We start from the raw sequence: 25,430 nt of genomic DNA, 5'->3' as shown, positions 1-25,430 counted from the left end.
GGCTAAGGCTGGCGCAATGTCTTATGGCGAGCTGTGCAGTGCCATTGGTGTTCACCATCGTGCAGCAGCACATTTGCTGGGGATCATCCAGGCCTATTGCTCCGATAACGGTCTCCCCAAGTTACAAGCACTTGCAGTGAACAAAAGGACGGGAGTACCAAGCGGAGGATATGCTGGTAAGCGTTGGCGAAAAGAACATCTTCGCGAAATTGCTCGAGTGATGGAGCACAGCTGGAAGCTACGGGCGCCGAAGCTTTAGCCGGAAAACATCTTGGTGCTACACAGCGCCCCGCACGGCCGGTAGCCGTTTGTAGAAAGAACGTATGGACCTGACCAAACTGCTTGATGAGATCTACGGGAACAAAAACGAATCTGATATGGTGAATGCGAATATTGGCTCGTCCGGAACGAACATCATCTACGACAAGGCTCAAGGCAATCGCGGGAAGCTAATGAACCCCACGTGGAAAGCTACTGAGCAGGCACGATCAACCTCACAGCTTGGGGGCGAAGAAATAGACGAAGGTGACGTATTTGGTCCCACGGGCGGGGCCGATTGAGACCGGGGAAGATATGGCACAGAAGCGTTACTGCTGGACCTGCAAAATGGACACCGAACATCACATGCACAATGACTCGCTGCGTTGCTCACTGTGTGTGTGGAAGCGGTTCAAATGAACGAGGAAAACGTGCAAAAAATTCTTTCAGCCCACTTGCGGCAGCGGCGCACTGGCCTGACTGGACGCCGACGAAAAAGAGTAGCCAGCGCCGGCGCAGTGGCCGGCAGCGGCGTTGTGCCAACGCTAGTTAGCCCTCAGAGAGTGATTGCTATCGATCTCAATACTGTTCTTCAGTAAATTTGACCGGTAGAGCAGGAACTAAAATCCTCCTTGGAGCAATCTGAGGAGCAATAGATGGGTAGAGCAACGAACAGTGCTATACAGGCGAGTGCGAATAAGCCCAAGCCCGACACCGGCCCATATATCGGAGACGTCATGCTTCATTGCGTGATCCGGCCGGACGATTTCAAACATACCCAAGCGATCATTGTGTCTGGCGACGGCTGGAACATGTGTGGTCACGCGCTGCTACATGTCGGTCCTGGCTGGTTTTTCCCTGTGGCGGGCCTGCATGACAGGCCGCGATTCATGCGTAAGGAAGGCTATCAGCGCTATCTGCGAGAAAATGATAAGCGCGAGATCCGTCGCACCGCAGTCCATATTCCGGACATTTTCGGCGCATATCGAAAACTACTCGATGCTGTCTCCAGACAGTGGTTGTGGCTGATGTTACCTAACAACTGCGCTACATTTTTAGAGCAGATTGTGCAAGCCGGAGGGAGCAGGGCCGGAATTTACTTTAACTGCCCAAATGCGGAGAAATTTGCGCCATGAAACGCACATTGGTCTCGTTGGGCGTAGGTCTTTTAGCTGCAGTGCTGGCCTACATAGCCATTTTATTTGTTGAACCAACGATGTACGTAGAAAAGGCGGGCAACATTATTGTGAATGCCTTCCTCATTGTTTCAATCGTTACAGCGTTATCGTTCAACAGGTTTAAGCGGAAACGTTAGCTACTCCGCTTTTCTCTGTCAGTCCGGCCACTTCTCGTTGATCGCCAACGCCTTGTCCATATTCTTGATCAGCAAATCGACATACTTCGGATCCAGATGGTGCCCCGCCACCTCGCGCAGGTGCTCGGTCACCTTCGCCGGCGGCCACGCATCCTTGTAGCAGCGCTTGTGGCTCAGCGCATCGAACACGTCGGCCACGGCGACGATGCGCGCATACGGGTGGATGTCCTCGCCGCGCAGCCCCTGCGGATAGCCGGTGCCGTCGAACTTTTCATGGTGCTGGTGGGCGATCACCGCCGCCGCCTTCAGGATCGGGCGCTGCGAGCCGTCCAGGATCTGCAGCCCGATGGTCGGGTGCTGCTTCATGATTTCCCACTCTTCTTCGGTCAGGCGGCCCGGCTTGAGCAGCACCGCGTCGGGCGTCGCGATCTTGCCCACGTCGTGCATCGGCGCGGCGTGCATCAACACCGCCGTCTCGTCTTCCGGCATGCCCGACGCTTGCGCCAGCATGTGGCAGACCTGGGACATGCGGCGCACGTGGTTGCCGGCTTCGTGCGAGCGCGATTCGACCACGTCGCCCAGGCGCAGGATCAGTTCGGCCTGGGTATCGGTGATTTCCTGGTTGAGAAGGATGTTGTCGAAGGCGATCGCCACGCCCGAGCAGAACACTTCCAGTAGCTGGGCGTCGATGTCCGAGATCTCGTCCACGCCCTTGAGCACCAGCAGCGACGCCTTGCCGCTATTGTTCGGGAAGTAGCCGACATAGGTGTCGCCGTGCAGGCGCGAGATGCGGTTGTGGCGCGCGTCGTCGAGCTGGCTCAGCAGTTCCGGACCGATCTCTTCCTCGCCCATGTCGCCGATCTGGGCCAGCACCTCGTACTGGCTGGTGCCGGTGATCACGCTGGCCGCCTTCAGGCGCAGCAGCATGCTCTGTTCCAGGCGCAGCAGGGCCACCACCTGCTGCAGCAGGCCGTTGGCGAAGTCCTTCAGGTTGCGTTGCTGGAAGATGTGGGCGGAGGCCGCGATCACCCGTTCCAGGCCTTCGCGGTAGGTCTGCTGCACGCGACGCGCTTCCTCGACCTTCATGATGTCGCGGTAGGCGCGCAGGGCGGCGAAGGTGGTGGTGAACAGCTTGGTGCGGTCGAGCTCGGTCTTTTCCTTGTAGTCGTTGATGTCGTAGTCGACGATCACGCGTTCTTCCGGCGCCTGGCCCGGCTGGCCGGTGCGCAGCACGATGCGGGTAAATTGGTTGTCGAGCTCCTGGCGCATCCAGCGCGCCACTTCGAGGCCGCTGTCCTCGCGCTCCATCACCACGTCCAGGAAGACCAGCGCGATGTCCTTTTCACGCGCCAGCACTTCCTTCGCCTCGGCGCCGCTGTAGGCATGCACGAAAGACAGCGCGCGGCCGTCGAGGCGGAAGCGCGACAGGGTCAGCTTGGTGATGTCATGGATGTCGGGTTCGTCATCGACCAGCAATACTTTCCAGGGTGCGAGTTTGGGCGCAGCGGAAGACAGGAAGGACATAGAGGAATCCGATATCGTTGGAAAAGTTGTCTGGACAGGATATTTCTGAACGTAAATGTAGCCCAGAGTCAAGTCGATTGTAGTACGACACATGACCCTTAACAACAGGCAATATTGAAATTATGCGGCGGCAATGTAACAGCTAGCCTGCCTAACGAGGAGGATGTTGCGGGCACAAGACAGCCTGCGTCAGTTGTAAAGTTTTTGACAACGTTCGCAGTAAAAGGCGCGCCGTCGCGTGTTGCCGAGATTGGCTTTTTTGAAAGGAATATCGCACCGCGGGCAGATCTTCCTGGCATGGGCCAGCCAGTGCTGCTTGAGCACGAACGCTTTTTTCCAGCCGAGGAAGTCGAAGCTGTACTGGCGCGCCTCGTCGACCAGGGCGCGCAGCTTGGGCGCCGGCAGCGCGCCCATGGTCGACAGCGGATGGACGCGGATGCGAAACAGCACCTCGTTCTTGATGATGTTGCCGACGCCCGAAAAGATGTCCTGGTCGAGCAGGGCGTCGCAGGCCAGCAGTTCGGGCCGCGCGCGCAGCTTCTTGCGCGCTTGTTTCGGATCCCAGCTGTCCGACATGACGTCGGCGCTGAAGTCATAGGCCTCGAAGGTCGCGCGGTCGATTTCGCGGATCGCGCAGGCGTAGAAATTCATTTCGCCGCCGTCTTCGGTCCCGATCGACAGTCTCGGCTCCTTGTCGCGCCGCTCGTTGATGCGGTAGGTTCCGAACAGCAAAAAATGGATGCGCAGGACGAGGTCGGGCGTCTCGATCAGGAAATGCTTGCCCCAGGTGTGCAGGCCGACGATGCGCTGGCCCACCAGCCGGCCCGGGTCGATGGCGCGCACGTTGCCGCCGGCGCGCACGATGTCCTGGCCGACGAAACGGGCCGATTGTTCCTTCAAGATGACGAGCGATGGACCTTCCGGCATGGCATTCTCCCTTGTGCCATTCTCATCCATCACCATCTATGGGGCATGTGCGAGGCCTAACATTTCGATACAAAAGTTGGACGATTCGAGACGAGCGCGGCTGCCCGAAGCGGCGTATATTTCAATGCAAGACGAACGATAAAAGTAATCCGAGGAGCTAAAAGCGATGAAATCATTACTGATGAAAACGGCCTTTGCGGGCCTGTTCGCGCTGACAGCCGGCGCCGCATCGGCCGGCGTCACCGTGAATTACATCGAGTCCGACAAGTTTGCCGACCTGCCTTTCGCGCCATGGGAGCGCGAGCAGGTGCTCAAGGAGTTGAGCGAGTATTTCACCAAGCTCGGCGCCCAGCTGCCGGAAGGCCAGGACCTGACGATCGACGTCCTTGATGTCGACCTGGCCGGCCGCGAGTACCCGAATTTCCGCAGTGGCCGCGAGCTGCGCATCCTGAAAGGCACGGCGGACTGGCCGATCATCAACCTGCGCTATTCGCTGACCCAGAACGGGCAGGTGCTCAAGGGCGGCGATGCGCGGCTGGCCGACATGAACTATATGCAGCGCATCAACCGCCTGTCGGACAGCGACAGCCTGCGCGCCGAGAAGCGCATGATCGACGAGTGGTTCAACGAAACCATCCTGGAGAAGAAGCGGGGTAGTTGAGGCGGCGGCCGGATATGCGGCCAATTGTTTCTCTAGACACGACGGCGCCCCGCGGGGCGCCGTCGTCTTGTCGAGCCCGGGCAGGCGCTAGTCGTCCTTTCCGTCCTTCCTGCTGCTCACCTTGAGCGGATCGCGCACCGTATAGTCCGATGGCACGCTGAACAAGGCCGCAGGCGGCTCGCCGCGCTTGAGCTTGTCGAGGCGGTACACCACGTCGCCGCTGCGCGGATCGCTGCGCTTGTGGTACACCGTCACCTGCAGCTCGGGCGAGTACCAGGTTTCGCTGCTGACCTCGATCGGCGCGCGGTTGCCGATTTCGCCGGCCGGGATCGTGTAGCTGCGCTGGTTGCCTTCGGCGCGCAGGCCCGAGAAATCGCGTCCGCCCAATTCGCGCGTGACGGCCTTGGCCGACCACTTGCCGTCGTTGACGGCGCCGATGATCAGCGGCGCGATCTGGGCCGACATCGCCCGCGCCGCGGGCATGGGCTCGGCGACACGCACGCGCACCTCGGTCGGCTGCGCGCCGCGCTGGACGTCCTTGACGATGATGTGCGTGCCCTCCGGCAGCTTGCCTTCCCTGCGCAGCTGGTCGATGCGCTCGCGCGCCTGGTCCGCGGCGCGCCGCGCCTGCGTCGCCGCGGCGCGCGCGGCATCCGCTTCGGCGCGGGCGAGCTCGGACGTCATGTCGAGGCGCGTGGCGCTCTTGCGCTGCGGGTTCAGGATCCAGCGCGCGCCTTCGACCGGGTCGCTGATGGTGATGGTGCGCACTTCGCCGTCGTCGCCGTGCACCTCGGTGCGGGTGCGGCCGGCGCCGTCGCGATACTGCATCGAGCGCGAGGTGTTGACGATCTGGTTGCCGTCGGCCAGCCGCTGCATGCTCTCCGAGACCGCTTCGGCGCTGTAGGGCGCGTTCTTGACGATGCCGGCGCCCGAGATCCTGAGCATGGACGCGGCCAGGCTGGCGCTGTCGCCGGCGCGCTGCGCGGCTTGCTGGCCGGGCGGCAGGGTCACCGTGCCCTGGCGGATCACGATGCGGCGCTCGCCGTCGCTGCCCTGGTCGATCGTATAGTCCTCGGCCAGGGCGGGAGCGAAGGCGCTTGCCAGCAGGGTGGCGATCAGGATGGTTCTGGTATTCATACAGTCCTCACAGTCTATCGTGTCAGTTGACGGCGCTCAGGCGCACCGCCAGGGGATGGCCGTCCTGCGCCACCAGCATTTCGGCGCGCACCGTCTCGCCCGCGGTCTGCGGGTTGAGCGGCATGCCCAGCGGCGCCAGCGCGCTCTGCGGCAGCTCGGCCTCGACCACCCGGGTATAGGGTTCGCGCTCGATCCGTTCCAGCGATTCGAGGGCGATGAAGGCGGCGCCGTCGTCGACGCCGATCACCGGCGGACCGACCGTGATCGCCTGGTGCGGCGCCAGCGCCAGCAGCACGGCCACGCCGCACAGCGAGGCCAGGGCGCCGGCCGTGCCCCATTGGGGCAGCGACAGCTTGCGGTACCAGGGCTGCTTTTTCGGGAACTGGCGGGCGAAGGCCTGCAGCAATTCCTTTTCCACGCAGCGGGGCGCGTCGTGCCCCGCCAGCTCGGCGCGCAGCGCGGCCAAGCCGGTGGCCAGTAGCGGGTCGAGATCGTCGTGTTGGTCGTTCATCATTCTTCCTTCCAGCGTCATTCGCTTGTCGCCCGTCCTAGGCGAGGTGGGCATCGTTCGACGGTGCGCCCTGCAGCCCGTGCAGCCGCTTGGCCAGCGCCGCCCGCCCACGCGCCAGCCTCGAGCGTACGGTGCCGATGTCGACCTGGCAGACGGTGGCGATCTCCTGGTACGACAGATCGTGCAGCTCGTACAGGATCACCGGATCGCGGTAGTGCGGCGGCAGCAGCGACAGCGCGCGCCGCACCTCTTCCGCCATTTCGTTGCCGAGCAGCCGCGCCAGGGGGCCGGCGGCGTCGCTGGCCGCGTCCAGGTCGGGTTCCCCGTCATCGTCCAACGGTTCGGGCAGCTGCGGATGGCGCTGGCGCGCTTCGTCCAGCTTGAGCGCCAGGTTGCGCGCCACGCCGAACAGGAAGTGCTGCAGCTGGCCGCGCAGCGGGTCGTAGCCGAGCCGTCCCGTCAGCAGGCCCATGAAGGCTTCCTGCACGATGTCGGCCGCCGCATCGCCCGAGCCGCAGCGCAGCAGTGCGTAGCGGTACAAGGGTCCCTGGTGCCGCCGGTACAGCGCCGTGAACGCCTCGGCCTGTCCGGCGTGGACCTGGCGCAGCAGGTCGGTGTCAAGTTGTTCTGTCGTCGAGGTCATGGCAGTATTCTTTTCTTGTATTCCGCCGAGTGCTCCGAAAAGTTCCAACTTTTTTCAAGAAAACAAAACGCCCCGTGCCGGCAAACCGGGACGGGGCGTACAGTGGGGTGCGATCTCTTAGTCGATCCAGTTTACGCGATCGAACTTGTTGCGGAAATCGTCGGGCATGTAGCACACCTGGCTGGTCTTGTAGTTGAAGAAGACGAAACCGGACTTGGCCATGGCGATCAGGGTCTTGTCGCGCGGGCGGGTGATGCGGAAGATCAGGTCGCCGCCATACTTGTTGAAATCCATGACGCCGACTTCGAACAGCAACTGGTCGCGTCCATACGCTTCGGCGCGGTAGGTCGCGGCCAGGTCGGTGACGATGATGCCGTTGCCGTCGCGCTCGGTCTCGGCGACACCGAATTCGAACAGGAAGCGCGCCCTGGCTTCGGAGATCATCGCGATCATCGATTCATTGCCCAGGTGGTTGGCGGCGTTGATGTCCGTGACCCGTACCGTCAGCTGCGTCGAATAGTAAAACTGGTCTTCGGGAAGATTGAGTTGTAGGCGTGCCATCTCTTTATTCTAAACTCATTGCGTGGCGCCGCGTCCAATTTTATGGATGGCCCCGCTACTCGTGAGTAAGTACAGCTCGCCTTGGGCATCCTGCCCGAAAGACACGATGCCGCCGATGTCGTCGATCTCCCAGTCGCGTTGTTCGACGATGCCGCTGCTGGTGGCAAGGAAACTCTTCAGGTAGCCGCCGCAGAAATCGGAATAGAAATAGCGGCCCGCCAGCTCGGGCAGGGCGCGCCCGCGGTACACGAAGCCACCGGTGATCGCGCAGCCGTTGGCTTCGTTCGCGCCGTGGTCGTATTCGAACACGGGCAGGGTCAGGCCGGTGCGCTCGCAAGTCTCGGCGCCGTAGCACAGCGTGCCTTCCATGACGTTCCAGCCATAGTCCAGGCTGGCCTGGGCCGTGCCGACGATATTGATTTCTTCGCGCCGGTCCTGGCCGGGATCTGGTAAATACAGCTGGCTGGCGTCGAAGCTGAAGCGCCACGGGTTGCGCAGGCCGGAAGCCCAGATCTCGGGGCGGCGCCCGGTCGCGTCGCGATAGGGATTGCTGGCGGGAATCGTATAGGGCTGGGCGGCCGTGGCGCCCGCTACGTCGATGCGCAGCAGCTTGCCGAGCAGGCTGGCCAGGTTGCGCGCATTGCCTTGCGGGTCGCCGGCGCCGCCGCCGTCGCCGGTGCCCAGGTACAGGTAGCCGTCCGGGCCGAAGGCGAGCTGGCCGCCGACATGGTTCTGGTAGGTGGGATGCGCGATGCGCAGGATGACCAGGCCGGAGGTCGGATTGGCGGCCGTTGCCGTGGCGCCGGCGCTGAAGCGCTCGATCACGATATTGCGCTGCAAGTCGGTGTAGTAGACGTAGAAATAACCGTTGCGAGCGAACTGCGGATCGAAGGCGAACGACAGCAGCCCGCCTTCGCCTTCGGTGGATACGCGCGCACCGATGTCGAGGTAGGGCTGGTCGCGCGTGCTGCCGTTGTCGACGATGCGCACCCGGCCCGGCCGTTCGCTGACGAACAGGCGCAGGTCGCCGGGCGGGGCGGTCAGCCAGGTCGGGTTGTCGAGCCCGGCGACGACCAGGGTCGTGACCAGCGTCAGCGCGCCGCTGCCATAGCTCACCGTGGCGGACGCGGAGGCGCCGGCGCTGATGGTCGCCGCTTGCGAGGCCGGCGCCGGCTGATAGGTGACGCCGCCGCTCGTGACAGCCGAGGCCGACACGTTATAGCTGCCGGGCGCCAGGTTGGCGAGGGTTTGCGATTGTGTGAGGTCTTGCAGGTAATTGTTGGGACCGGTGACCCGCAAGGCGGGATTGACGCCGGCCGGCAGGCCGCTGGCGCTGACGGCCAGCGATCCGGTGCTGGCCGGTGGCGGGACCGCGCCGGTGATGCCTGGGCTGCCGCCACCGCCACCGCAGGCGAGCAGGGTCATGCCGATCAGCATGGCCACGAACAGCAACAGCATGGTCCGCAGATGCCCGATGCGCATGGCCGCCTCCCGTGCGCTCAGTCCCGGATGTCGGGCTCGACCAGTTTCGCCAGTTGTTCGAGCGATTCTTGCCAGCCCAGGTAGCACAGCTCGACCGGGATCTGGGCAGGAATGCCTTCTTGCTTGATATGCACCTCGACCCCGCAAAAGATTTCGCGCATGACGACCGTGGTCTGCATCTGGCCGGGCAATTGCGGGTCGTCGAACTCGGCCGTGTAGCGCACGCGCTTGCCGGGTTCCAGCTCAAGGAACTCGCCGCCGAAGGTCTCGCTGCGGCCGTTGGTGAAGTTGGTGAAGGACATCCGGTAGCGGCCGCCGACCCGGCCATCCATCTCGTGGACGGTGGCGAACATGCCATAGGGCGGCAGCCATTTTGCATAGGCGCCGGGAGTGGTGAAGGCGCGGAACAGGCGATCCGGGGTCGATTTGAGTACGCGGTGCAGCTCGACGGTATTGGTGGACATGGTTGATCTCCTTGTGTGGTAGCGGCAGAGGGCATCCCTCTGAACGCCACGACGAAGCAACACTCCCGGATTCGACACCGGCGCCGACATTTTGATGCGCCAAATGACAAATGGTTTGGAACAGCGCAAACCGCGCCATTCCAAACCATTGTCTCTGCCTAATAAATGGGCAGCTTCTAGCTTATGCGATTATTTCTTCGCTTCCACGCCCGGAGTGGCCGAACGCGCCAGGAAGGCCTGGGTCACTTGCGGCAGGTGCTCCAGCAGCCAGGCCGCCATCGCCTTTTCCTGTTCCAGGATCTGCTCCAGCTGGGCCTGGGTTGCCGTGTCGCCGACGGATTTCGCCGCTGCGATCAGCGCCGTATAGCTCGAGATCTCGACGTTCTCGAACACATAACCGGCCATGGCGCCCTTGACGACTTCGTCGCTGGCCGCCATGCCGCCCACGGCCTGGCCGAAGGCCGCCAGGCGGCCGCCGATGTCCTTCAGGATCGAGTTGTCGGTGCCGCGGCGGGCCAGGATTTCGTCGAGGATGCCGTGCTGCCAGCGGGTCTCGTCGATGTGCTGGACGATGCGTGCGCGCAGCTCGGGATAGTGTTCGAGGCGCTCGGCCTGCGCGGTCAGCATCTGCTCTGCCTGCTTTTCCATCGCGTGGGCATCGCGCAGCCAGTCGTTGAAGTTGTCGTCTGCAGTGGTCGTCATGATTCCTCCGTGAATGTTTGTACAGGTGGCGAAGGTTCGCCCTGCCATTACCTTCGCAGAGTTGGCGAATCATGTTTGTTAGGTGCTACACACTGTCGATGAATCCGGTGCACCGGATGTTCATGGTGTCGATGGCGCGCGTGTGCGCGTCTTGCTGACGACGCCGGCCGGATCGATCAGCACGACGAATTCGCTGAACCGCCCGCCGACGGCCGGCGACTGATATACCCAGGCTTCGTAGCCGCTGTCGAAGCGCACGCTTTTCGTGGGACCGAAGGCGGCCAGCAACTCCGCCTTCGTCGTGCGCCCGGCCACCACCGCCGCCGACAGCCGCTCGGCCGCGACGACGGAACCCGGCGCCGGTGCCTGCGTCGCGCAGCCCGCCAGCAGCGCCGCGCACAGGGCAAAGCGCAGCTTCATGGCGCCACCCCGGCTGGCGCATCGACCATGTATTCGAACTCGACCAGCGTATCGTCGGGCCAGCTGGCGTCCCACAGCGGCACATAATAAGTGCGGTCGAGCAGCGCCTGGCAGTCGCAGAAGGGCAGCATGTCGGGCGTCTGTTCGCCGCCGGCGTACAACATAGTGAAGGGTAATGTTTCGACCCGCTCGCCGGCGCGCAGCGTGACCGCGAAGATCGGTCGTTCGGCGAAGAACAGGTAATTGCCGTCCGGGCTGGTGCATACGCCCTCGGGCGTGTTCAGCGCGTCCGATATCCAGCCGAACAGCGGCGAGCTGTTCGAGACCAGGCCGGCTTCCTTGCCGACCCGGCACTCCAGGCGCAGGTCGCCCAGGCGCCGCGTGCCGGCAGGCAAACCGGGCGATTCGATGCGCGCGCGCCAGGTCATGCTGGCGGTCTTGCGGCTGGCGAGCACGGCGGCGTCTTCCTGCAAGGCCTGGGCGTTGTGTGGCAGGACGAAGAAATTGTTCTCATCGACGGGCACCGGCACCGACACGGTGTCACCCGCAATGCGCAAGGTGATGCCACGCATGTCCGTCGACGGCAGGCGCGGCAGCAGCTGGAAGCGCAGGGTGGCGTTGGGCGCGAAGGCACGTTCGCGTTCGAAGCGCTCCATGCCGCGGATCATCTTGCGATAGGACTTGTCGACCGGGTCACGGGTGGACTTGACGGTGACGGTGTTCTGGCCGGCGGCGTGAAGCGGCAGGCAGAGTGAAGCGGCCATGAGCACGGAGCCCATGGCAAGCGAAGACACAACGCGGACGATCTGCCGCGTCATGGCCTTACCAATACCGAACGCGGCCGGTATCCATGTGGACGAACTGCGAGCTGGCGTAATAGCCGACGCCGCCGCCCTTGAGCGACATCGCCGCTTTCTGCAGGTGGCGCAGGTCGGTGCCCGGCAGGCGGATGTCGATCGCCTTGCCGTCCATGTGCAGGCTGCGCTTGGCGACGCCGCCGCTGCCGTGGCTGCGCAGGAAGGCATTCGATTCAGGCGCGCGGTAGCCCGAGATGATGTGCAGTTCCTTGCTGTTGTCGAGCTTGCTATTGAGCTGGCCGAGCAGCAGCAGCAGTTGCGGATCGATCTCGGCGACCTTGCCGCTGCGGTGGTCGCGCAGCACTTTATTGATGTCTTTCAGGGCATCGGGGACGAACTCGCCTTCGGCCCAGAACGTGCTCTTCAACTTCTCGCCGGTGTGCGTATTGTAGAAGCGCAGGCAGCACTCGCCGGACAGGACACTGCTGTCAGGTGATGTATTCTTGGCAAGGGTTGGAAGGGCGAGGGAGGAAGATGCGAGGAGGAGAGAGCTCTTGAGGAAGGAGCGTCGTTGAATCATTGAAGGGAGTCCTTACGCTGGTTCGCTGAACCATCAATGATACGCCGATTGCGTCGAACGTGCAGATAAAATGATGGAAAATGCGGCGAATCAGCTACGATGTCAAGTGTTCAATGTTTTTTGAGAGAGGAAGTTATGCCGAGTATTGTCAGAAAGTTCTTGAGCAAAAAACTGGTTCTGGCCGCCGCACTGGCGACGGTCGGCGCTGCCGCCGTGGCGCAAGAAGTGACGCCGGTCGACAAGCCGCCGCTGGCCAAGGGCTGGAAGCTCGAAACGGTCGCCACCGGCGCGCCGCAACCCTGGGGCATGGCGTGGTTGCCGGATGGCCGCATGCTGGTCACGGGCAAGCAGGGCACGCTGCACCTGTTAAACGGCAAGAGCTTCCAGGAAATTCCTCTCGACGGTTTGCCGAACCTGTATGCCAGCGGCCAGGGCGGCCTGCTCGACATCGCGGTCCATCCCGCCGACAAAACCAACCCGCGCATCTACATGACGATGTCCAGCGGCAGCGACGACGAGAACCGGACCGTGCTGGTGCAGGGCGTGTTCGACGGCAAGCGCGTGACCGGCATCAAGCAGCTCTTCGCGGTCAACCTCGGCAAGAGCGGCGGCCAGCACTTCGGCTCGCGCATCCTGTTCCTGCCCGATAACACCCTCTTGATGAGCATCGGCGACGGCGGCAATACGCCCCAGCGCATCGGCAATATGCTGGCGCGCGACCATGCCCAGAGCCTGGCCTCGCACACCGGCAAGATCCTGCACCTGACGGACACCGGCCAGCCGGTCGGCAAGGGCGCATTCGCCAGGGACGACGCCCGTCCCGAAATCTACAGCTACGGCCACCGCAACGTGCAGGGCCTGGCGCGCGATCCGAAGAGCGGCCGCGTCTACGCCAACGAGCACGGCTCGCGCGGCGGCGACGAAATCAACGTGATCGAGGCCGGCAAGAACTATGGCTGGCCGCTGCAAAGCTATACGCTGGACTACGGCACGCGCGAGCCGATCGGCATGAAGGTGGTGCCGGGCACGGTGCAGCCGATCGTCGTGTGGACGCCGTCGCCGGCGCCGTCGGGCCTGGCCTTCTATACGGGTAAAGCCTTCCCGCAATGGCAGGGCAGCCTGTTCAGCGGCAGCCTGGCCGGCCAGGACGTGCGCCGCGTGCAGCTCGACGCCCAGGGCAAGGTGACGGCCCAGGAGCTGCTGCCGGTCGGCAAGCGCGTGCGCGACGTGCGCCAGGGCCCGGACGGCCAGCTGTACGTACTGACCGACGAAGCCAAGGGCAGCCTGCTCCGGATCGTGCCGCGCTGAGGTCCCCAAGTGATGCGCGCTGCATGATGTTGGGTCAAACCTGGCATATGCATCATGTTTTTGTTTGTTGACAACGTGAAACCTGCCTAGAATGAATGTTTGCGAGGCGCGTCCCTGAGGCGCGCCTTGTGCGTTTCATTCCCGTCCCGCCCCTTTCAGGAGGAGAAGCATGGCAGTTTCCGTTCGTCGTACCATCGGCCTGGCCGCAGCGCTCGCGCTTGCGTTCGGCACGTCTTCCATCCAGGCCGCGCCGGCAAAACCGGCCGCCACGCCGGACATCCCGATCCCGGACATCAAGTACACCAAGTTCACGCTCAAGAACGGGCTGACGGTGCTGGTGCACGAAGACCGCAAGACGCCGGTGGTGGCGATCAATACCTGGTACCACGTCGGCTCCAAGAACGAGAAGGTGGGCAAGACCGGCTTCGCCCACCTGTTCGAGCACCTGATGTTCAGCGGCAGCGACAACTTCAAGCACACCTACCTGAACGCGATGGAGCGCATCGGCGCGACCGACCTGAACGGCACCACCAACCAGGACCGCACCAATTACTTCCAGAACGTGCCGACCTCGATGCTCGACTATGCGCTGTTCGCCGAGAGCGACCGCATGGGCTACCTCCTCGGCACGGTCGACAAGAAGAAGCTCGACATCCAGCGCGGCGTGGTGCAGAACGAAAAGCGCCAATACGAGAACCAGCCCTACGGCATTGCTTGGGAACTGTTGACCACCAATACCTACCCGGCCGGCCATCCGTATTCCTGGACCGTGATCGGCAAGATGGAAGACCTCGATGCGGCCTCGATGACCGACGTGCAGGACTGGTTCAAGCAGAACTACGGCCCGAACAACACGGTGCTGGTGCTGTCGGGCGATATCTCGCCGGAAGAAGCGCGCGAGAAGGTCGAGCGCTTCTATGGCGCGATCCCGCCGGGCCCGCCGCTGGCCAAGCATGACGCCTGGATCGCCAAGCGCACTGGCACCCACCGCACGGTGGCGCAGGACCGCGTGCCGCAGTCGCGCATCTATCGCACCTGGAACGTGCCGGGCGCGCACACGCAAGAGGAAGCGCTGCTCGACCTGGCGGCGCGCGTGCTGGGCGGCGGCAAGACCTCGCGCCTGTATAAACGCCTGGTGTACCAGGATCAATTGGCCACCAGCGCGACCGCGAGCGACAGCTCGTCCGAGATCGGCGGCCAGTTCAGCATGACCCTGACCGCGCGTCCGGGCGCCGACGTCGCGAAGATGGAAAAAGTCGCCGACGAAGAGCTGCGCGCGCTGATGAAGAGCGGCCCGACGGACGCCGAGCTGCGCCTGGCCAAGACCGCGATCCTGGCCCAGTACACGCGCATGATCGAGCGCGTCGGCGGCTTCGGCGGCAAGAGCGACCTGCTGGCCTCGTGCGAGACCTATACCGGCAATCCGGACTGCTACAAGGTCTACCTGCAGCGCATCAAGGACGCGACCCCGGCCATGGTCAGGAAGGCCATGAACGACTGGCTCAGCGACGGCGACTTCGTGCTGCAGATCGACCCGTTCCCGACCGGCCTGGCAGCGACCAATACCGGCCTGGACCGCAGCAAGGCGCCGGACACCGGCAAGGCGATGTCGCTCAAGCTGCCGCCGATGCAGCGCACCACCTTGTCGAACGGCCTGAATGTCGTGCTGGCCGAGCGCCATGAAGCGCCGATCGTCAACCTGCAGATGCTGGTCGACAGCGGCTACGCCTCGGACAGCGCCACGATGCCCGGCGTGGCCAGCCTGGCCCTGCGCATGCTCGAAGAAGGCACGAGCTCGCGCAAATCGCTGCAGATCGGCGAGGAGCTGGAAAGCCTGGGCGCGACCTTCGGCGCCAGCACCAACCTGGACGGCGCTTTCGTTGGCATGAACGCGCTCAAGGCCACGCTGCCGCAGGCGCTGAACCTGTATGCGGACCTGGTGCTCAATCCCGCCTTCCCGCAGAACGAATTCGTGCGCCTGCAGCAGGACCGCCTGGCCGCGATCGCGCGCGAGAAGTCCGATCCGCAATCGATCGCGATGCGCCTTGCGCCGGCCCTGCTGTACGGGCATAACCACGTGTACGCCAAGCCGGGCACCGGCACCGGCACCGAGGACGCCGTCAAGCGCATGACGCGCGCCGACCTGGTGAAGTACCACGCCACCTGGTTCAAGCCGAACAACGCCACGCTGCTGGTGGTGGGCGACACCACGCTGGCCGAGATCAAGCCGATGCTCGAGAAAGCCTTCGGCGCCTGGAAGGCGGGCGAGGTGCCCAAGAAAGTGATCGACACGGTGGCGCCGCGCGCCGCGCCGGTGGTCTACCTGGTCGACCGTCCCGGCGCGCTGCAGAGCGTGATCCTGGGCGGCCAGCTGGCGCCGCCGCGTAACAGCCCCGAGGCACTGCCGCTCGAGATCGTCAACGACGTGTTCGGCGGCACCTTCAGCTCGCGCATCAATATGAACCTGCGCGAAGACAAGCACTGGTCGTACGGCGTGCGCAGCCTGGTGTCGCCGGCGATCGGCCAGCGCCAGTTCATGAGCGTCTCGCCGGTGCAGACCGACAAGACCGGCGACGCGCTGAAGGAGCTGGTGGGCGAATACCGCAACATCGCCGGCGCCAGGCCGATCGCGAACGAGGAGCTCAAGTTCGCGCAGGACAATAAAACCCTGCGCCTGCCGGGCAGCTTCGAGACCGCGGGCCAGCTGGCCGGCGCCTATTCCACGATCCTGCAGTACGGCCTGCCCGAGGATTACTTCAACACCTATACCGAAAAAGCGCTGGCGCTCACGCCGCAGCAGGCCAACGCCCTGGCCGCGCGCAGCTTCGTGGCCGACGGGCTGGTGTGGGTGGTGGTGGGCGACATGGCCAAGGTCGAGAAGGACATCCGCGCCCTGAACCTGGGCGAGGTGCGCCGCATCGACGTGGACGGCAAGCCGCTGCCGTAATGTTGTCTTGGTATGTGCCCGGCCTGTGCGCCGGGCATGCCGGGTTTCGGGGACACTATGGGCAGGAGGAATGCTCATGGACCAACAACTCACCCTCGACCCGGCGCATACCGCGCTGGTCCTTATCGATCTTCAGAACAGCAACGTCAAGCACGATCTCGCGCCGCACAGTGCGGAGAACGTGGTCGGCAACTGCGTGCTGCTGGCGCAAGAGATGCGCGAACGCGGCGGCCTGGTCATCTACGTGCATGTGTTGCTGAACGAATTGCCGCAAGCGCCGGCCGATGCGCCATTGCGTCCGCAGGGCGCGCCGGCGGCGCCGCCCGACGCGTCCTGGCTGGCGCCGGAGGCCGGCGTCGAGGCGCGAGACCTCGTCATCGTCAAGCGCCAGTGGGGCGCCTTCTATGGCACCGAACTCGAGCAGCAGCTGCGGCGGCGCGGCATCGACACGCTCATCATGGGCGGCATCGCCACCAATTTCGGCGTCGAGTCGACCGCGCGCGCGGCCTATGACTTCGGCTTCAAGCTGGTGTTCGCCGAGGATGCGATGAGCAGCTTCGATGCCGATGCCCACCATTTCGCGTGCGAGAACATTTTCCCGAAAATGGGGAGGGTGCGCGCGACGCGCACCCTCATCGACGTGCTGCAGAACGGAATTGGCGCTGCCTGAGGATTCGTCAACCCGCGCGCTGAAGGTCGGCCATGATCTTGTAGACGCGCAGTCAGCATTTGCCATGAAAAACGGCGCATTCGCGCCGCAGACGCTCGAGCCGCCTCCTGGAGGCACGCCCTGATCGGCAACGCCATCCGACGTCGCACCAACGATACTTTGGTGTCGTGTGCCGAGTCACAGCTCGTCGCTGCCGACCAAGCCTTGATCATGCGCGGTGGCGCCACCCGGTCCCTTGGACACGCCGGCTGCCCTACCAAAACCGTCAGGGCAATACGGCGCCACCACGTGTCCACCGACATGACACGTCCGAAATGCCCAATCATTCGCGCGCCAGCTTCGGCTCACACCAGTGTGTCGGACTGGACGCTGGCAGGGCAATGCAAGAAGAGAACGAACACGATGTCGCCTGCATTTAGCAATGCTCCAGATCCCAACGAGAGTGAATGGCGTTCTCGGCCTGTGCAATGCAGGCTGGCATGCGTGTAATGAGGTGGCTTCGAGCCTTTCGCCTCGCACTGGCTTTCTCCATATGGCAACTCAGCGGCACCGGCCGCGCAGCAGCGCACCTCGCGCATGCGCCGATGCCGTTTCAAACATTTTTTTCGAAAAATATTTGAACAGCATAAGATTACTTTTGTGATTAAGTGATAGTTTTTTATTTAATCTTAGTTGATAAACTAATGTAGATCTGGAGAATATATGCATCTGTCATAGGAGCGTGGATCCGGAATAATGGTGCAGCCAGAGTTTTAACTGTGGGTGTGAATTGCCGCGCCTCGGCTTTTCCTGACTAACTAGCCGAAAAGGGCAGGGGTTTACGCGGACAAGGTGAATGTTTATTCATATTAAATAATCGAAGATACTAATAGAAAAATCGTTGACACAAAAAAACAGCTAACTTATAGTGAATTCGCTTTTGATAAATACGTTAGTTCGATATGGGGTTGCAAATCCTTTGCTGTCCGATTTTATCGGAACGCTGTTTGCGTCGGATTGTAATTGCATACTCTTGCAATGTGACGTCGGAAGCTTTTAAGCGTAGTCTCTTTGTCTGATTCGCGAGCTGCAGCTTGCTGTAAATCCGATAGGGCATAACTTCATCAACGTTATTTTAAGGAGATTCAAATGAACCGCATTCTGGACCTGCAACGCCTGGACTACAGCCTCGTCAGCGATGGTGTGAAAAGCTGCACCAGCTCTGGCGCGGCCTGCTGCTAATCGGCCGACTTTGCATTCAGAGTTCGGCATACTCATTTAAACAATGAGACGGACTTTGGGAGCATAACAGCGACTGGTTACTGGTTCGGGTAACGGTATTTTGACCGTTACCCGAATTCAACCCGGCGATGGGGACGCACCGCGTCTGCGGGCAATGTATCGCTGCATTGTATGTGGCCATGCGTAAGTGAAACGCTCGACTAGTATCAGGTATTCGATCAAGACGTGTTCCTGATGTGACGAGACAAGAAGTGAATGGAATTTTTGGGGACGAAAGAAGCTGTATTCTGAAGTCGACCGAAGGGCTAATCAAGCGGGAGTGTGGACATGGTAAAAAAATTAAGAGGGATGCGCGATCTCCGCCACATCGACAAAATTGCCTATCTTCGGCCCAATAAGCGTTTTTATGAACCCGGCTACGCGCACTATCAACCAACCGGGGAGCTCCTCGATCTGGTAAGCCCCATGTTGGAAGATCGGGAAGAGCCATGGGAAATACACCGGTCAGATGTATGGACTCACGTTCTCCCGGCAAAGCGTGCGGAATCGGACAGGCTGCCGGTCCAGGGCTGGAAAATTCACGTCTCAGCCATCGAATCCAACTGTCAGGACGTGCTAGCGAAGGTCGCAGGCATGGCGCTGCAAAATAATATCCAGTTCAAATTCGCCAACGATATCGAAACGCTGAAGATGATGACATCGAAGCGTTGGTCACGTGGCGGATCGGGAAAATTCATCACCTTATATCCGCCCACCGACGAAAAATTTCGAGAGATCATCGAGAAGGCTTATGAAATCCTGCGAGACGATGTCGGATCCTACATCCTGTCCGATCGGCGCTACAAGGACTGTCGTTGCCTCTATTATCGCTATGGCGGAATTACCCAGCTTACCAGGATCCTCTACACGGGTGAGAAGCAGGCAGTGATCCTCTCGCCAGATGGAGAGAAAATTCCCGATCATCGTACACCATATTTCGAGACTCCTCCATGGACTTCCGATCCGTTCCCCGAGGAGCAAGCTGATCACGCAGAATTAACCCTCAATAATGGGCGATATTTGGTGAAGGAGGCGCTCGGTTTTTCCAATACCGGGGGCGTGTATCTGTCGACCGAATTGGCGACGGGACGGGAGTGTGTCATCAAGGAAGCACGTCCATATATTGAGCTGGGGGGGAATAATACGGATTCGGTGAGCCGCCTGCTTCAGGAGGAAAAAATCCTCCGTATGCTCGGTGGTACTGGTCTTGTTCCTGAAATCTATGACTCATTTCGAGATTGGGAAAATCATTATCTGGTTGAAGAATATTTCCCGGCCTCCGATATACGTCTGGTCATGCTTGAATCGAGTCCATTAGTCGATACAAAGCCATCGCTCGCTTCGAGCCAGAATTTCTACAGCATTTACAAGAACGTATTCGTCAATGCCTTGAGAAGCATGGATCGCATCCATGCACAGGGAATCGTCATCGGTGATGTGTCACCTAAGAATATTCTCGTAGACAAGGAGACGATGGCGGTTCGATTTATCGACCTCGAAGGTGCATTTCGCCCAGGGATTGATGAGCCGCAACGACTTCATACGCCTGAGTTCAGAATCCCATCCAAAGGACGCGAGCTGAACAGCACTTATGATGATGATACGTTCGCGATCGGCGTCATTATGTTGTACGCAATCTTTCCGATTGCTGCAATGCAATTTCTTCGCGAAGACTTATTTACGTGTGTATTGCCGACATTGGTGAGGGACGTTGGCTGGGAGAACACGTCGATACTCTCTATCATTACCCAGCTGGTCAATAACAAAATCACTTGTAGTCAAGCCGCTGACTTGCTGGAGTCCAGCCCCTACACTATCGAGCATCCAATAAAAAGGCATGCTCTCCACGGGCCAGATCCAATAAAAATCTGCAATGAGATGGCGCGGTTCCTCGTTTCTAACTATCGACTGGAAGAGATTTATACCGTTTTTCCAGTGGACCCATTTGGTCAGCGGGATAACCCGCTTTCATTCGGTTTCGGCGCGACAGGTGTTATCCACGCTCTGTCGAAGTGCGGTTTCGATGCGCCTTTGCCTGCCATTGAACGTTATCGAAGCGAATTGTCCAATCTTAAGCTGGAAGAACTCGCTCCTGGGTTCCTGGTAGGTTCATCTGGTATTGCATGGTGTTCATTAGAGGCTGGGGATAACGGCACTGCGCAGCGTTTACTGAAGCACGCGAATAACAACCCACTGACGCGTGCCCATCATTCTCTTTACTTCGGCATGGCCGGAATTGGCATGGCGAATCTGGCCGCCTATCTCAGATTGAAGGATCGCGATTATCTTGATGCAGCGCTCGGCTTGGCCGAAACGTTGATAGAACAGGCGAGGGAAAATGAGCGAGGAATTTACTGGGAGGAAGATGGCCAGGTGTGGATCGGCTTCGGTTACGGGCAAAGTGGCGTTGCGTTATTTCTTTTGCGATTGTCCCAAGTTACCGGCGAAACTAAATGGCGCACAATGGGCAAGAAAGCCCTGCAGTACGACATGTCGTGGGGCCGAGAATTGGAACCAGGAAATCTGACTGTTCCAGCCAACGCGGACGATGCAGTGACTTATGAGCACTACATTGAAGAAGGTAGTGCCGGCATCATCAAGGTCGCAATCCGTTATGGTATGTGGGGTAATGATCTGGACGGCTTTATTGGTGATATTGATCGAAAGTATGCCAGCTTTGCAGGACTTATATTCGGGTTGGCAGGCTTCGCCGATGTACTCATCGATGCCTACAGATATACGTCCGATGAAAAATATCTCGCGATGGCGGATACATCTCTGCAGGGGATCATCGATCTGTACCTGCTGAAGTATGAAGATGGCTATGCCACGCCTGGAGAAAATCTGTTCCGCATTACTTGCGACTATGCGACCGGTGTTGCTGGCGTCATGAGGACATTTCATCGACGAGTGAATCCTTCCGAGGACGAGTTTTGTCTGGATGAACTTGACCGGCTTCAGATCAATGCCAGCGACGAACAGGCGCTCAAACAAGTAGAGACATTGAGCCACTAAGCGATGAGCGCGCAAAAGAAAAAAGATCTTGGGTCACGTCGAGCGCCGGGCGAGCCATCAACGTTTCGAAATTTCTTCAGGATGTTGGGGGCAACAAGGCGGCAGTACTGGACCGCACTGTCTTGCAACTGCGTTGTCGCGGGATCAGAAACGATCATTCATCCATTGTTGGTCAAGGAGATTTTCGACGGCGTCAATCAGGGAACCGAATTAAATCGCTTCCTCATGCTGGTTTTTGCTTATTTATTGCTCGGGGTTACCCTGAATATCGTTGGCTATTATCTATCTCTTTGGCAGATGAGGGTGGACAATAAGATTGTTGCAGACACCAGTAGCCGAATATTGTATGCCTATTACGGAAAGAATTATGGCGATGTATTAAGGGAAGGCAGCGGTTACTATCTGTCCAGGATACGATCGGATGTTAAAGATGGCCTGGTTCCGATGTTGGCGCTCGTACGGAGAACCGTGGTGTCTGCCGTCATGTTTGTCGGACTTATTTCCGTGCTGTTAATTCTGTCCTGGCAAGCGTTCGCGATTCTGGCTGTGCTCATCCCGGTGGCCACGTGGGTCAGCATTAAAGTCAGCACGAGGATTCGGCACCTCGCTATCGTCGAGCGGGACAATGAAGCGAAATTGATGGGTATTCTTACCAAATCAGTGGACGCGCTAAAAATGGTCCGTACTTACACGATGATCCCGCAGACCTTGGACAAGTTCAACAAAACCATGGGTGAAACGCTGGAGTCGGGATACCGAAAACAACAGGTCGTTCGTCGCCTGCAAACCGCCAGCGATCTGACCATGAGCGTCTCCGATGCCTGTTCGATTTTCGTGGGAGCGCTCCTGGTATTGAAAAAGCAGATGACCATCGGCGCCTATTTTTCTTTCATGAATGCTTTCTGGCGATCCGCCACCACACTGATCCAGATCTTCAGCCTGTCAGCAGATCTGCATGCTTTGGGTGCCGTCGTCAACCGACTGGCATCATTCATGAATGATCACGGCACCACGCCATCTTGCAAGAACGGCACTGCGGTCAGGGCAAGCGAAATCTGTTTCAGTTATGCCGACAATAAGGTGGTATGTGATTTTTCGATCGATGTAGAGCCAGGAACGCGTCTGCTGATCGTTGGCAATAACGGTTCGGGAAAAACTACGTTGGCAAACATACTTGCCGGTTACCTTTCCCCATCCTCTGGCGACCTGCAACTTCCTCCGAAAATCAGTGCTGCCACCTTGCCGGTATTCTTTCCACCAATAAAGGTGCGAGATCTCGATATCAAGGCAGATTTGCTGAAGCAGTTTGCAGTCGATAAGCCGGATATCTTGGATTCCTTCCCCGACCAACTGTCGGCGGGACAGCAACAGAAGATATCATTGGCGTTGTCTCTTTCTAAAGAGGCTGATCTCTATGTGCTTGATGAGCCATTGGCAAACCTCGATGTGAATAGCCGTGATATTGCGATGCGCGCAATTTGGGAACGCACCGATGGCAAAATCCTTGTAATGATCATGCATGCTTCAGTGGAATATTATTCCAAGTTCGATCAGGTGCGTGTCCTTGGCGATGATTCCGGTCTGGAATATGAACAAACGGCTCACAAGGAGAATCCGAAAGACATGCAGCACAGCTAGCATTTGATTAGGATCTTTGGAACTGGTACTTTTTGCAATCGGTAACTTTATGCTTCGTTATATTCTAAAAGTCGTTCAGCACAACACCCAGCGTAACAAGGTGCTGACAGCGTTGATGGTGCTGGCGATCGGCGTCGGAATCGGCGCAAGCATGACGACCTTGGCAGTGATGCGTCTATTGTCTGGTGATCCTTTACCTGGTCGGAGCCAGAACATCTATTACGCTCAAGTTGATGTCAATCCCCAATCCAAAGGCCAAGAACCGCCGGATGTCCTTGATTATCAGACAGCGGTCGATCTCTGGAATGCCAAGCAGGCGGATCAGCAAACCCTGGTGGCGGGGAGTACGGCCAAGGTCCGCCCCACCGATTCTTCGCTTCCGCCGCAAATGCTGTCCCTGCGCGCCACGACTGCTGACTTCTTTTCGATGTTCAATGTTCCCTTCAAGTTCGGACAAGCGTGGAGCGCGTCGGACGATTCCGGACGCACTCGTGTGGTCGTCATTTCGTCAACACTTAACGAAAAATTGTTCGGTGGTGCGAATAGTGTTGGCAAGATTCTTCGTATAGCCAACTCTGACGTGCGAATCGTTGGTGTTCTCGATGAGTGGCGTCCAGCGCCATTATTTTACGCGGTACGCGGTGGGCGATTCAGTGGTGGTGATACATCGTCGTTCTACAGCCAGCCCGACGATGTGTTCATCCCCTTCTTTTCCGGATTGGAGATTAACGGCGAAAATTTCCATCCATTCAGTTGCTGGGCAAAACGTGACCCAAGCGACAACTTGGAGCGGTCGCCCTGCACCTGGATTGGTTTATGGGTTCGACTGGATGATCCGGCCAGAGTCGCTGCATACAAGCGCTTCCTGGATAACAGCGCTTCTCAACTCAAGGACGAGGGACGCGTTAAATATGCTGAGAACACCCGTCTGCGCATGCTGAGCGACTGGCTTGACTTCAATCTTGTCGTGCCTGGTGACGTAAAACTTCAAGCAGTGCTCGCGGCAGCGTTCCTGGCGATTTGCCTGGTCAATGTCGTCGCGCTTCTCTTGGCAAAATTCCTGCGCCACAGCCGTGAGATTGGCTTGCGTCGCGCCCTTGGCGCAACGCGTGTCGCCATATTTATTCAATGTCTGGCTGAGGCCGGATTCATTGGGGTGCTGGGCGGCATGCTCGGTTTGTTGCTGACCCAGCTCGGCTTGTATCTGGTGCGTCAACAACCCGTCCCGTACGTTGACCTTGCGTATTTGGATATACCAATGTTCTTGACGACGTTTGCGCTATCTTTCGTCGTCAGCTTAATTGCCGGTCTAATACCGGCGTTGCGTGCCACAATGATTCAGCCTGCAGTGCAGTTAAATCAGCCATAAAGAGGTCATATGCAGATTCAATATGTAATGGCCGCATTACGCAAGCATCGGCTCGTGACGTTGCTGATCGTTTTACAAATATCCCTGTCTTTCGGGGTTCTATGCAATGCTACTTTTCTCATTATGCAGCGTGTCGAAGCAATGCGTATCGATAGTGGAATTGATGAGTCGTCCTTGGCATTGGTGAAGGTTGCCGGCTACGAGCAGCACCAAGCGCCGGACTTGAATGCCCGCATCGTCGCTGCGCTGCATGGCGTTGCAGGGGTTCAAAATGTCAGCGTGATCAGCGCTGTACCTTTTGGTGGTGGTGGTCTCAGGGCCGGCGTTCATCTTGACCCCGAACAAAAACAATTTGCCGGTGTTATTGATTTCTATCTCGGCGATACGGCAGCCGTCGAGTCTCTCGGATTGCGGTTGACTGCCGGACGTTTGCCCTCCAAGGACGAGTACACCCCTATCGCGCAACTTTTCCCGGCCAGTCCACCGATTCTGATCACCAGGAAGCTCGCAGAAAAATTCTGGCCTGGGGAAGACCCGTTGGGGAAGCAGTTTTGGGTTCTCGAAACCGTATTTAGAGTCGTTGGTGTCATCGAGCATCTATCTACCGTCTACCCAACTATCAGCGCGGATGAAGATCCAGATTGGGCGGTTTTTGTTCCCACCTCCAACGGCGAAGGCTTGGATGGAAAATACCTCATTCGCGGCAACCCACATGATATGGCGCGCATCCTCGATGACGCGAAGAAAATCGTCCAAAAAACCGTGCCCAATTTGATATTGGATATCGAGGCAAGCAGGAGCCTGGAAGACCTGCGCGGCGCTTTTTTTGAAAAATCCCGGATTATGCTGGGATTGTTGCTATCCCTCATCATCGGTTTATTGGGAACCACAGCATTGGGAATCATTGGATTGGCTGATTTCTGGGTATCACAACGTGCTAAGCAAATCGGCATTCGGCGCGCTCTCGGTGCTACCAAAGGTGACATTCTGAGCTATTTTCAGATTGAAAACTTTCTTATCGTTACATCTGGAATCGTCTTGGGAATGTTGGTCTCGTACGAAATGAATCTCGGGTTGATGAAATTCTATGAATTGCCTAAATTGCCTCTAATGTATTTTCCTGTAGGAGCGATCGTGCTCTGGATTCTAGGCCAGCTTGCTGTTCTGGCACCAGCCTTGAGCGCGTCCGGAATTTCGCCGATGAGCGCAATCAAGTCTGCTTAATTCTTCCAAATATTGTC

General features: G+C 59.3%; 23 protein-coding genes. 11 read left to right on the top strand and 12 right to left on the bottom strand.

Annotated elements, in window-relative coordinates:
• Window positions 1-323: 323 nt before the first annotated feature.
• The 3 genes from LO55_RS04470 (at window position 324) to LO55_RS26180 (ending at window position 1,573) form a co-directional block, all read left to right on the top strand.
• Window positions 324-560 (top strand): hypothetical protein, encoded by a 237-nt coding sequence (locus LO55_RS04470; RefSeq protein WP_071360597.1) that lies wholly within the window; start codon window positions 324-326, stop codon window positions 558-560.
• Window positions 561-914: 354 nt separating this feature from the next.
• On the top strand, window positions 915-1,394 hold the full coding sequence (locus LO55_RS25670) for a hypothetical protein (protein WP_083415168.1): 480 nt from the start codon (window positions 915-917) through the stop codon (window positions 1,392-1,394).
• Window positions 1,391-1,573 carry a hypothetical protein gene (locus LO55_RS26180; RefSeq protein ID WP_143054449.1) on the top strand — a complete coding sequence of 61 codons (183 nt, stop codon included), beginning with the start codon at window positions 1,391-1,393 and terminating at the stop codon, window positions 1,571-1,573. Before LO55_RS25670 ends, LO55_RS26180 begins: the two co-directional genes overlap by 4 nt.
• Before the next feature lie 18 nt (window positions 1,574-1,591).
• Here the strand turns inward: LO55_RS26180 and LO55_RS04465 are convergent, their stop codons facing one another.
• Complete coding sequence (locus tag LO55_RS04465) at window positions 1,592-3,097, bottom strand: DUF3369 domain-containing protein (RefSeq protein WP_005663066.1); 1,506 nt, start codon at window positions 3,095-3,097, stop codon at window positions 1,592-1,594.
• A 189-nt stretch (window positions 3,098-3,286) separates the two neighbouring features.
• On the bottom strand, window positions 3,287-4,024 hold the full coding sequence (locus tag LO55_RS04460; RefSeq protein ID WP_071360596.1) for a DNA-formamidopyrimidine glycosylase family protein: 738 nt from the start codon (window positions 4,022-4,024) through the stop codon (window positions 3,287-3,289).
• Between the two features lie 166 nt (window positions 4,025-4,190).
• Between LO55_RS04460 and LO55_RS04455 the strand changes: the two genes are divergently transcribed.
• On the top strand, window positions 4,191-4,685 hold the full coding sequence (locus LO55_RS04455; protein WP_005663062.1) for a DUF3016 domain-containing protein: 495 nt from the start codon (window positions 4,191-4,193) through the stop codon (window positions 4,683-4,685).
• Between the two features lie 87 nt (window positions 4,686-4,772).
• Here the strand turns inward: LO55_RS04455 and LO55_RS04450 are convergent, their stop codons facing one another.
• From LO55_RS04450 to mepK, 10 genes are all read right to left on the bottom strand, one after another.
• Window positions 4,773-5,822 carry a hypothetical protein gene (locus tag LO55_RS04450; protein WP_071360595.1) on the bottom strand — a complete coding sequence of 350 codons (1,050 nt, stop codon included), beginning with the start codon at window positions 5,820-5,822 and terminating at the stop codon, window positions 4,773-4,775.
• Window positions 5,823-5,844: 22 nt separating this feature from the next.
• On the bottom strand, window positions 5,845-6,336 hold the full coding sequence (locus tag LO55_RS04445; RefSeq protein WP_229410065.1) for a hypothetical protein: 492 nt from the start codon (window positions 6,334-6,336) through the stop codon (window positions 5,845-5,847).
• A gap of 34 nt (window positions 6,337-6,370) precedes the next feature.
• A complete protein-coding gene (locus tag LO55_RS04440) occupies window positions 6,371-6,976 on the bottom strand; it encodes an RNA polymerase sigma factor (RefSeq protein WP_071360593.1) in 606 nt (201 codons plus the stop codon).
• Between the two features lie 117 nt (window positions 6,977-7,093).
• The gene (locus LO55_RS04435; protein WP_005663055.1) at window positions 7,094-7,537 is read right to left on the bottom strand and encodes a thioesterase family protein; all 444 of its coding nucleotides are present in this window, start codon (window positions 7,535-7,537) and stop codon (window positions 7,094-7,096) included.
• Between the two features lie 15 nt (window positions 7,538-7,552).
• Window positions 7,553-9,019: a PQQ-dependent sugar dehydrogenase gene (locus LO55_RS04430; protein WP_071360592.1), complete on the bottom strand. Its 1,467-nt coding sequence runs from the start codon at window positions 9,017-9,019 to the stop codon at window positions 7,553-7,555.
• A gap of 17 nt (window positions 9,020-9,036) precedes the next feature.
• Window positions 9,037-9,483 (bottom strand): SRPBCC family protein, encoded by a 447-nt coding sequence (locus tag LO55_RS04425; RefSeq protein WP_071360591.1) that lies wholly within the window; start codon window positions 9,481-9,483, stop codon window positions 9,037-9,039.
• A gap of 189 nt (window positions 9,484-9,672) precedes the next feature.
• On the bottom strand, window positions 9,673-10,185 hold the full coding sequence (locus LO55_RS04420; RefSeq protein WP_071360590.1) for a ferritin-like domain-containing protein: 513 nt from the start codon (window positions 10,183-10,185) through the stop codon (window positions 9,673-9,675).
• A 120-nt stretch (window positions 10,186-10,305) separates the two neighbouring features.
• Window positions 10,306-10,605: a hypothetical protein gene (locus LO55_RS04415; RefSeq protein WP_071360589.1), complete on the bottom strand. Its 300-nt coding sequence runs from the start codon at window positions 10,603-10,605 to the stop codon at window positions 10,306-10,308.
• Window positions 10,602-11,369, bottom strand: a complete 768-nt coding sequence (locus tag LO55_RS04410; RefSeq protein WP_229410063.1) for a hypothetical protein — start codon at window positions 11,367-11,369, stop codon at window positions 10,602-10,604. Before LO55_RS04410 ends, LO55_RS04415 begins: the two co-directional genes overlap by 4 nt.
• A 58-nt stretch (window positions 11,370-11,427) precedes the next feature.
• Complete coding sequence (gene mepK, locus LO55_RS04405) at window positions 11,428-11,982, bottom strand: peptidoglycan L,D-endopeptidase MepK (protein WP_071360588.1); 555 nt, start codon at window positions 11,980-11,982, stop codon at window positions 11,428-11,430.
• A gap of 159 nt (window positions 11,983-12,141) precedes the next feature.
• Here mepK and LO55_RS04400 point away from each other — a divergent pair, with 159 nt between their 5' ends.
• From LO55_RS04400 to LO55_RS04370, 7 genes are all read left to right on the top strand, one after another.
• Entirely contained in the window at window positions 12,142-13,290 is a 1,149-nt protein-coding gene (locus tag LO55_RS04400; RefSeq protein WP_229410059.1) for a PQQ-dependent sugar dehydrogenase, read from the top strand.
• A 169-nt stretch (window positions 13,291-13,459) separates the two neighbouring features.
• Window positions 13,460-16,237: a M16 family metallopeptidase gene (locus LO55_RS04395; protein ID WP_071360586.1), complete on the top strand. Its 2,778-nt coding sequence runs from the start codon at window positions 13,460-13,462 to the stop codon at window positions 16,235-16,237.
• Window positions 16,238-16,313: 76 nt separating this feature from the next.
• Window positions 16,314-16,907 (top strand): isochorismatase family protein, encoded by a 594-nt coding sequence (locus LO55_RS04390; RefSeq protein ID WP_071360585.1) that lies wholly within the window; start codon window positions 16,314-16,316, stop codon window positions 16,905-16,907.
• A gap of 1,548 nt (window positions 16,908-18,455) precedes the next feature.
• Window positions 18,456-21,182, top strand: coding sequence for a class III lanthionine synthetase LanKC (gene lanKC, locus LO55_RS04385; protein WP_083415165.1), 2,727 nt, complete (start codon window positions 18,456-18,458; stop codon window positions 21,180-21,182).
• A gap of 3 nt (window positions 21,183-21,185) precedes the next feature.
• A complete protein-coding gene (locus tag LO55_RS04380) occupies window positions 21,186-22,820 on the top strand; it encodes an ABC transporter transmembrane domain-containing protein (RefSeq protein WP_083415163.1) in 1,635 nt (544 codons plus the stop codon).
• Window positions 22,821-22,836: 16 nt separating this feature from the next.
• Window positions 22,837-24,189, top strand: coding sequence for an ABC transporter permease (locus LO55_RS04375; RefSeq protein WP_218145969.1), 1,353 nt, complete (start codon window positions 22,837-22,839; stop codon window positions 24,187-24,189).
• A gap of 9 nt (window positions 24,190-24,198) precedes the next feature.
• A complete protein-coding gene (locus LO55_RS04370; protein ID WP_071360581.1) occupies window positions 24,199-25,413 on the top strand; it encodes an ABC transporter permease in 1,215 nt (404 codons plus the stop codon).
• Window positions 25,414-25,430 lie beyond the last annotated feature (17 nt).

The sequence above is a fragment of the Massilia timonae genome (assembly GCF_001866515.1).
Classification (GTDB): domain Bacteria; phylum Pseudomonadota; class Gammaproteobacteria; order Burkholderiales; family Burkholderiaceae_D; genus Telluria; species Telluria timonae.
The sequence above is the reverse complement of the archived record's forward strand: the minus strand, read 5'-3'. Positions and strand labels throughout refer to the sequence as shown.

What these genes read in the sequence shown, in the direction of transcription:
- LO55_RS04410 (WP_229410063.1), bottom strand. Translation starts at nt 11,369, where the DNA reads ATGGCCGCTTCACTCTGCCTGCCGCTTCACGCCGCCGGCCAGAACACC.
- lanKC (WP_083415165.1), top strand. Translation starts at nt 18,456, where the DNA reads ATGGTAAAAAAATTAAGAGGGATGCGCGATCTCCGCCACATCGACAAA.
- LO55_RS04420 (WP_071360590.1), bottom strand. Translation starts at nt 10,185, where the DNA reads ATGACGACCACTGCAGACGACAACTTCAACGACTGGCTGCGCGATGCC.
- LO55_RS04425 (WP_071360591.1), bottom strand. Translation starts at nt 9,483, where the DNA reads ATGTCCACCAATACCGTCGAGCTGCACCGCGTACTCAAATCGACCCCG.
- LO55_RS04440 (WP_071360593.1), bottom strand. Translation starts at nt 6,976, where the DNA reads ATGACCTCGACGACAGAACAACTTGACACCGACCTGCTGCGCCAGGTC.
- LO55_RS04430 (WP_071360592.1), bottom strand. Translation starts at nt 9,019, where the DNA reads ATGCGCATCGGGCATCTGCGGACCATGCTGTTGCTGTTCGTGGCCATG.
- mepK (WP_071360588.1), bottom strand. Translation starts at nt 11,982, where the DNA reads ATGATTCAACGACGCTCCTTCCTCAAGAGCTCTCTCCTCCTCGCATCT.
- LO55_RS04450 (WP_071360595.1), bottom strand. Translation starts at nt 5,822, where the DNA reads ATGAATACCAGAACCATCCTGATCGCCACCCTGCTGGCAAGCGCCTTC.
- LO55_RS26180 (WP_143054449.1), top strand. Translation starts at nt 1,391, where the DNA reads ATGAAACGCACATTGGTCTCGTTGGGCGTAGGTCTTTTAGCTGCAGTG.
- LO55_RS04455 (WP_005663062.1), top strand. Translation starts at nt 4,191, where the DNA reads ATGAAATCATTACTGATGAAAACGGCCTTTGCGGGCCTGTTCGCGCTG.
- LO55_RS04460 (WP_071360596.1), bottom strand. Translation starts at nt 4,024, where the DNA reads ATGCCGGAAGGTCCATCGCTCGTCATCTTGAAGGAACAATCGGCCCGT.
- LO55_RS04390 (WP_071360585.1), top strand. Translation starts at nt 16,314, where the DNA reads ATGGACCAACAACTCACCCTCGACCCGGCGCATACCGCGCTGGTCCTT.
- LO55_RS04370 (WP_071360581.1), top strand. Translation starts at nt 24,199, where the DNA reads ATGCAGATTCAATATGTAATGGCCGCATTACGCAAGCATCGGCTCGTG.
- LO55_RS04395 (WP_071360586.1), top strand. Translation starts at nt 13,460, where the DNA reads ATGGCAGTTTCCGTTCGTCGTACCATCGGCCTGGCCGCAGCGCTCGCG.
- LO55_RS04380 (WP_083415163.1), top strand. Translation starts at nt 21,186, where the DNA reads ATGAGCGCGCAAAAGAAAAAAGATCTTGGGTCACGTCGAGCGCCGGGC.
- LO55_RS04465 (WP_005663066.1), bottom strand. Translation starts at nt 3,097, where the DNA reads ATGTCCTTCCTGTCTTCCGCTGCGCCCAAACTCGCACCCTGGAAAGTA.
- LO55_RS25670 (WP_083415168.1), top strand. Translation starts at nt 915, where the DNA reads ATGGGTAGAGCAACGAACAGTGCTATACAGGCGAGTGCGAATAAGCCC.
- LO55_RS04445 (WP_229410065.1), bottom strand. Translation starts at nt 6,336, where the DNA reads ATGATGAACGACCAACACGACGATCTCGACCCGCTACTGGCCACCGGC.
- LO55_RS04435 (WP_005663055.1), bottom strand. Translation starts at nt 7,537, where the DNA reads ATGGCACGCCTACAACTCAATCTTCCCGAAGACCAGTTTTACTATTCG.
- LO55_RS04415 (WP_071360589.1), bottom strand. Translation starts at nt 10,605, where the DNA reads ATGAAGCTGCGCTTTGCCCTGTGCGCGGCGCTGCTGGCGGGCTGCGCG.
- LO55_RS04470 (WP_071360597.1), top strand. Translation starts at nt 324, where the DNA reads ATGGACCTGACCAAACTGCTTGATGAGATCTACGGGAACAAAAACGAA.